The sequence below is a fragment of the Methylobacterium indicum genome, from assembly GCF_001043895.1.
Lineage (GTDB): Bacteria > Pseudomonadota > Alphaproteobacteria > Rhizobiales > Beijerinckiaceae > Methylobacterium > Methylobacterium indicum.
Map to the genome: position 1 here is coordinate 26,881 of NZ_JTHF01000147.1, position 7,800 is coordinate 34,680.

Genomic DNA, 7,800 nt, shown 5'->3' on the forward strand with positions numbered 1-7,800 from the left:
GGCATCGCCAGCGGGGTACCGCCCTGCCGGCGGGGCCGCCGGACCGATCCAGGGGATTTTGCCGGGCCGCCGCGACACGCCGCGCGGCCCGCGAGCTAGAGGCAGGCTTCGCATCGTGATCGAACGGCTCGTGGCGTTTTCCGTACACCGGCGCTGGCTCGTCCTCGTGGCCGCGCTGCTGCTCACCGTCGCGAGCGCCGCCACGGCGGCGCACCTCTTCCGCATCAACACCGACGTCGAGCGCCTGATCACCCCGGACGTGCCCTGGCGCCAGGACGAGATCCAGTTCGAAAAGACGTTTCCGCAGCGCAGCAACCTGCTCGTCGCGGTGGTCGACGGGCAGACCCCGGAACAGGCCGAGGAGGCGGCGACCCGCCTGGTCCAGTCCCTCTCGACCCACAAGGACCTGCTGCCGATCGTCTACCGGCCCGACGGCGGCCCGTTCTTCGACAAGAACGGCCTGCTACTGATGCCCCAGAAGGAGCTGGAGCAGACCACCGAGAGGCTGATCCAGCAGCAGGGCCTCCTGGGGCCGCTCGCCGCCGACCCGTCCCTGCGCGGCATCATGCAGGCGATGGTGATGGGCGCTCAAGGCGTGAAGGCCGGCCAGGCCAAGCCCGAGGATCTCGTCGGCCCGATGGGGCAGATGAAGGAGGTCTTCGACCGCATCCTGAAGGGCGAGCGGGCCCAGCTGTCCTGGCAGCTCCTCCTCTCCGGCGGCAAGGCCGAGCCGGGCGACCTGCGCCGCTTCGTCATCGCCCAGCCGGTCCTCGACTACGACGCCCTCCAGCCCGGCGAGAAGGCGAGCCAGCTGATCCGCGAGACCGCCCGCACTCTCGGCCTGACCGAGGCCAACGGCGTGCGGGTGCGCCTGACCGGCCAGGTCGCGGTGGCGGACGACGAGTTCGCGACGCTGGCCGACGATGCGGGGCTGAACTACTCGGTCACCGGCGGCGCCATCGTGCTATTTCTGTGGCTGGCCCTGCGCTCGGGCAGCCTCGTCGTCGCCGTCCTCATCACCACCTTCGCGGGCCTCATCGTCACCGCGGCGCTGGGTCTCGTGATGGTCGGGGAGCTGAACCCGATCTCGGTCGCCTTCGCAGCCCTGTTCGTCGGCTTGGGCATCGATTTCGGCATCCAGTTCGCCGTGCGCTACCGCGCCGACCGCTTCGCCGAGGGGGATCTGGAACGGGCGATCCGCTCCGCCGCCCGCGGCGTCGGCTGGTCGCTGACGCTGGCCGCGGTGTCGCTGCTCGCCGGCTTCTTCTCCTTCCTGCCGACCGACTTCCGCGGCGTCTCGGAGCTCGGCCTGATCGCCGGCGTCGGCATGATCGTCGCCTATCTCTTCTCGCTCACCATGCTGCCGGCGCTGATCGCGGTGCTGCGGCCGCCGGGCGAGAAGCAGGAGGTCGGCACCGCCAGCATGGCCTCGGTCGATCACTGGATCCTCGAGCACCGCAAGCTCGTCCTGGTGCTCACCGGCCTCGTCACGGTGGCGGGCCTGCCCCTTCTCTACTGGCTGCCCTTCGACTCAAACCCGATGCACCTGCGCAGCGCCAAGGTGGAATCGGTCGCGACCTATCTCGACCTCGCCAAGGACCCGAAGACCAGCCCGAACTCGATCGACGTCGTGGTGCCGAACCGCGACGCCATCGACCCGATGGTCAAGAAGCTCACGGCCCTGCCGGGCGTCGCCGGGGTGGTGGACATCAACACCTTCGTGCCCGCCGACCAGGATCAGAAGCTCGCGACCATCGAGGACGCCGCGCAGGTGCTGGGCCCGGTGCTCAACCCGCCCCGCGTCGCGCCCGCGCCGACCGACCGCGAGGTGGTGACGGCGATCCGCAACGCGGTCACGGCGCTCCGCGGCCTCTCGCAGGGCGCGAAGCCGGACGCGGCCTCCGGCCCGCTCGCCACGATCCAGGGGTTCACCGACACGCTCGATCGCCTGGCCAATGCCGAGCCGCCGGTGCGCGAGGCCGCCGCCGCCGCGGTGGTGCCCAACCTCAAGGCCCTGCTCACCCGCCTGCGCAGCCTGCTCGCGCCGGAGAAGATCACCCTCGAGAACCTGCCCAGGCAGATCCGCTCCGAGTGGATCGCTGCCGACGGCAAGGCCCGGATCGAGGTCCAGCCCAAGGGCAACTCGAACGACAACCTGGTGCAGCGCCGCTTCGCCAAGGAGGTCCTGAGCGTCGCCCCCCACGCCACCGGCGCGCCGGTCGCCACCACCCTGTCGAGCCACACGATTCTCGGCGCCTTCATCGAGGCGGGCCTCCTGGCGCTGCTCTCGATCTTCATCATCCTGTCGGTGGCCCTGCGCCGCCCCTGGGACGTCGCCATGGCACTCGGCCCCCTGGTGCTCGCCACCCTGTGGACGCTGGAGGCGCTCTACCTCATCGGCATGCCGCTGAACTTCGCCAACATCATCGCGCTGCCCTTGATGCTGGCGGTGGGCGTGGCGTTCCACATCTACTACGTGATCGCCTGGCGGGCCGGCGTCGCCGACATGCTGGCCTCGAGCCTGACCCGGGCGATCTTCTTCTCGGCGCTGACCACCGGCACCGCCTTCGGCTCACTGGTCCTGTCGAGCCATCCGGGCACCGCCAGCATGGGCAAGCTCCTCGCCCTGTCGCTGTTCTTCACCCTCATCGCCGCCTTCTTCATCGTCCCGGCCTTCCTCGGGCCCCCGCCGAAGCAGAAGGCGAAGGACGGGGCGCCGGAGACTGCCGTGCGGCGCGACCCGCTGATCCCGGCCTGAGGGTCGAGGGCAGAACCGACGACGACAAGGCCCGTCCCTCCGCCGAGGGGCGGGCCTTTTTCTTGAAGGGCGCGGGTTTCCCCTCTCCCCGCCTGCGGGGGAGAGGGGAAACCCGCGCCATGCTCGTCTTGGTTGCTTCGTCCGCGGGCCGTGAGTTTATTCCCACCTTCCGGTTGCGGCGCAGCAAGAACCCGTGCTAGGCACGACCCCATGATGCAGGATCGAGCCAGACTGGTCTCGCGGCTCACGCCGCCGTAGCGCCCCGCTCTCCCGCGTCCTCTCCTCAACGCCTGCCCTCTCGTGCCCGTCCGCCTCGCGGCCGGCCGTCCTCGCGCGCCTCGTCGCGCCCTGTCTCGAAAGCTCACACTCCATGAATCTCGTCCGCCTCCGGCGCGAATGGGCGCCCGACGTCACGCGCGAAATCCTGGCCGGCACCGTCGTGGCGCTCGCCCTCATCCCCGAGGCGATCGCGTTCTCGATCATCGCCGGGGTCGACCCGAAGGTCGGGCTCTACGCCTCGTTCTGCATCGCGGTCGTCACCGCCATCGCGGGCGGGCGCCCGGCGATGATCTCGGCCGCCACCGGCGCGATGGCGCTGGTGATGACGACGCTGGTGAAGGACCACGGCCTCGGCTACCTCTTCGCCGCGACGATCCTGACCGGCCTGATCCAGCTCGCCGCCGGCGCGCTCCGGCTCGGCAACCTGATGCGCTTCGTCTCGCGCTCGGTCGTCACCGGCTTCGTCAACGCCCTCGCCATCCTGATCTTCATGGCCCAGATGCCCGAGCTGCTCGGCCGCGGGCCCATCGTCTACGCGATGACCGCCGCCGGCCTCGCGCTGATCTACGGCCTGCCGTATCTCACCAAGGCCGTGCCCTCGGCGCTCGTCACCATCGTGCTCCTCACCGCGCTCTCGATGAGCCTCGGCCTCGGCATCCGCACCGTCGGCGACATGGGAGCGCTGCCGAGCGAATTGCCGAGCTTCGCCCTGCCCCAGGTGCCGCTGACCCTCGAGACGCTGCGGATCATCCTGCCCTACGCGCTGACGCTGTCGATGGTCGGCCTGCTCGAGAGCCTGATGACGGCGGCGATCGTCGACGAGCGCACCGACACGACCTCGAACAAGAACCGCGAATGCGCCGGCCAGGGGCTGGCCAACGTCACCGCCGGCCTGTTCGGCGGCATGGCCGGCTGCGCGATGATCGGCCAGTCGGTGATCAACGTCTCGTCGGGCGGCCGCGGCCGGCTCTCGACCCTGTGGGCCGGCGCCTTCCTGCTCTTCCTGATCGTGGTGCTCGGCCCCTACGTGGCGCAGATCCCGATGGCGGCTTTGGTCGCCGTGATGATCATGGTGTCGATCAACACCTTCCAGTGGCGCTCGATCCGGACCCTGCTCACCCATCCGACGACGTCGAGCATCGTGATGCTCGGCACCGTGGCGGTGGTGGTCGCCACCCACGACCTCGCCAAGGGCGTGCTGTTCGGCGTGGTGCTGAGCGGGCTGTTCTTCGCCCACAAGGTCACGCGGTTCTTCGCCGTCGTCTCCGCGCGCGAGGGCGCCGTCCGCACCTACCGGGTGACGGGCCAGATCTTCTTCGCCACGGCCGAGGCCTTCCATGGCGGCTTCGACTTTCGCGAGGACGACCTGCAGCGCGTCGTCATCGACCTGACGGACGCCCATTTCTGGGACCTGACCGCCGTCAATGCGCTGGACCGCGTCGTCCTGAAGTTCCGTCACCACGACGTGCCGGTGGAGATCGTCGGCCTCAACGCCGCCTCGGCGACGCTGGTCGAGCGGCTCGGCACCCACGACAAGCCGGGGGCGGCCCTCGCCTCGGGGCATTGAGCGGCTGTCTGATCGATCATCACGGAGTTGAGATCCTCCGTGTCATCCCGCCGAGGCGGAACAGGATCACCCTACGACCAAACCAACAGACAATTCCGGGCTCCGCTGCGCGGACCCGGAATGACGAAGAGGGTACGAAGACTGTCGATCGGGTCAAACAGGCTCTGACACGGGGATTGCCCCTCGATGAGCGCGCGATGCTGCGAGCACGATCGTGCCGCCCGCGGGGCACCGGCGCGCATCCGCGCCTGCTCCGGCGGGACGGCCAACCTTCACAACGCTGTCGCACAACGCCCCTACAGACCGAAACCAGCCTGAAACAAACTGCAACAGGGCCGCTTCACCTGTTCGGCCCGCTCCATCGAACGCATGGGAGCGCGCCTCCCGTCGCCGCGTCTGTTCCCGCCCCTTCACGTCCTCAACCGCTCCGCGCGGAACGGCGGCGCTCGCCTCGCAATCGCCCCCCGTGCGCCAGGAGACATGCATCCGGAGACATACGCCTGGAGACATCGGAACCCATGGCCATGACGGTCTCCGACGCCGCCCAGGTCGCGATCAGCGGCGACGCCGTGACGATCGACCCGCGCGCCGACCTCGCGCGGGCACCGCCTACGGCGTGATCGTGCCGAAGGGCGCCCTCACCGACCGCCGGCAACGCCTTCGCGGGCCTGGCGCAGGACCAGCTCGACCTCACCAACCCAGCAGGCCGCCCCGATGACCTACACGCTCCAGATCCTGCACGCGTCCGACTGGGAGGCCGGCCTCCTGGCGACCCAGCGGGCGCCGAACTTCGCGGCGATCGTCGACAAGCTCGAGGACGCGACCCCGAACTCGATCACGCTCTCGACCGGCGACGGCTGGATCCCGAGCCCGTTCTTCATCGCCGGCGCCGACCCGCAGCTGAACGCGACCTATAACGGCATCTACAACCAGGTTTACGGGCTGTCGGGCGCCAACGCCTACGGCAAGCTCACCGCCTCGCCGGGCCGGGCCGACATCACGATTCAGAACATCATCGGCGTCCAGGCCGCGGTGTTCGGCAACCACGAATTCGATTCCGGTCCCAACGAGGTCGCCAACATCATCGGCGCCAATCTCGGCACGGCGCCGGGTGCGGCCGACGACACCTGGGTCGGGTCGCAATTCCCCTACCTCTCGACCAACCTGAATTTTTCGAGGGACACGGCGCTGTCGGGCCTCGTCCACAAGGACGGCGACGCCGCGACCTTCGCCGAGACCGGCCCGACCTCGACCCAGACCGGCACCGGCGCCGACAAGATCGCCAAGTCGGTGGTCATCACCGAGAACGGCGAGAAGATCGCCTTCATCGGCGCCACCACCCAGCTCGAGCCGCTGCTGACGACGCTCGGCAACGTCACCCTCGACGGCTTCACCGGCCGCGACGAGATCGCGCTGCTCGCCCAGCAGATCAATGCCGAGGTCGACCGGGTGCTCGCCGCCAATCCGGGCCTCGACAAGGTCATCGTCGGCACCCACCTGCAGCAATTGTCGAACGAGCAGGCGCTGGCCCCGCTCCTGCGCAACGTCGACGTGCTGATCGGCGGCGGCTCGCACACCCTGCTCTCCGATTCCAACGACCGGCTGCTGCCGGGCGACGTGTCGGGCGGCGCCTACCCGCAATTCTTCACCAACGCCTCGGGCCAGACCCTGGCGCTGGTCAACACCGCCTCCGAGTACTCGTATGTCGGGCGCCTGACCGTCACCTTCGACGACAAGGGCACCATCATCCGCGACTCGATCACGCCGCAGAATTCCGGTGCGGTCGCGGTCGACGACACATCCGTGGCGCAGTTCTGGGGCTCGACGGCAGCGGCCTTCGCGCCCGGCACCAAGGGCTACCTCGTCAAGGAAATGATCGAGGGTCTCGACGTCAACAACGACGGCATCCAGGAAACCGCCGGCGTCGCCGACATCATCCGCCAGCAGGACGGCAACATCCTCGGCCGCACCAGCGTCTACCTCGAAGGGCGCCGCGGCGAGGTCCGTACCGAGGAGACCAACCTCGGCGATCTCTCCGCCGACGCCAACCTCTGGTACGCCAAGCAGTACGATGCCTCGGTCGCGGTCTCGATCAAGAACGGCGGCGGCATCCGCGACTCGATCGGCTCGTTCTCGACCGCGGGCGGCGGCACCGCCGAATTGCCCCCGGCGGCCAACCCCTCCGCCGGCAAGCGATCGGGCGACATCTCGCAGCTCGACGTCACCAACTCGCTGCGCTTCAACAACGCGCTCGCCGTCACCACGGTGTCGGCGCTGGAGATGAAGCGGATCCTGGAGCACGCCGTCTCGGCGAGCAATGCCGGCGCGACGCCCGGCCAGTTCCCGCAGATCGGGGGCCTGAGCTTCTCCTTCGACGCCAGCAAGACCGCCCAGACCCTCGACGCCAACGGCACCGTCACCCGCGAGGGCCAGCGGATCCTCAACGCGGCGATCGTCGACGAGAACGGCCGGATCACCGACACCCTGGTCCAGAACGGCCAGATCGTCGGCGACCCGAACCGGGGCATCCGCACCGTCACCCTCGACTTCCTGGCGACCGGCACCTCGACCGCACCGGGCCTCGGCGGCGACAACTACCCGTTCCCGGCCTATGGCGAGAACAAGGTGGCGCTCGCCTCCGCCACGCCCGGCGCCTCGCTGCCGAACACCGCGACCTTCGCGGCGCAGGGCACCGAGCAGGACGCGATGGCCGAGTACCTGCGCGCCCACTACGCTTCGACGCCCTACGGCACCGCCGACACCACGCCCGCCGGCGATAACCGGATCCAGAACCTCGCCGCCCGCGCCGACACGGTGCTCGCCCGCGGCGTCACCCGGATCGGCACGGACGGCGCCGACCGGCTCGACGGTACGGCCTATGACGACCTGATCAGTGGCGGCGCCGGCGACGACATCATCTTCAACACGCCCGGCAACGACATCCTGCTCGGTGGCCGGACCCCGACCGGCCCGACCGGCAACGACACCCTGGTGTTCAATTCCCGGCTCGCCGATACCACCGTCACCCGCGACGGCGCCTACACCCTCATCACCGGACCCGAGGGCCAGGACCGCGTCACCGGTGACGACGGTGGCATCGCCGAACAGGTAGCGCTCGAAGCCGGTGACGCGGTCCTGGCCCTCGGGTCCGGTGATGAGGGTGTAGGCGCCGTCGCGGGTGACGGTGGTATCGGCG

General features: G+C 69.5%; 3 protein-coding genes. All 3 read left to right on the forward strand.

The window, feature by feature from the left end:
* The first annotated feature begins 115 nt into the window (after nucleotides 1-115).
* Nucleotides 116-2,758 carry an MMPL family transporter gene (locus tag QR78_RS18205; RefSeq protein ID WP_048428971.1) on the forward strand — a complete coding sequence of 881 codons (2,643 nt, stop codon included), beginning with the start codon at nucleotides 116-118 and terminating at the stop codon, nucleotides 2,756-2,758.
* A gap of 370 nt (nucleotides 2,759-3,128) precedes the next feature.
* The gene (locus QR78_RS18210) at nucleotides 3,129-4,604 is read left to right on the forward strand and encodes a SulP family inorganic anion transporter (protein WP_048428972.1); all 1,476 of its coding nucleotides are present in this window, start codon (nucleotides 3,129-3,131) and stop codon (nucleotides 4,602-4,604) included.
* A gap of 714 nt (nucleotides 4,605-5,318) precedes the next feature.
* A partial coding sequence (locus QR78_RS18215; protein ID WP_048428973.1) for a 5'-nucleotidase C-terminal domain-containing protein occupies nucleotides 5,319-7,800 on the forward strand: 2,482 nt, incomplete at its 3' end.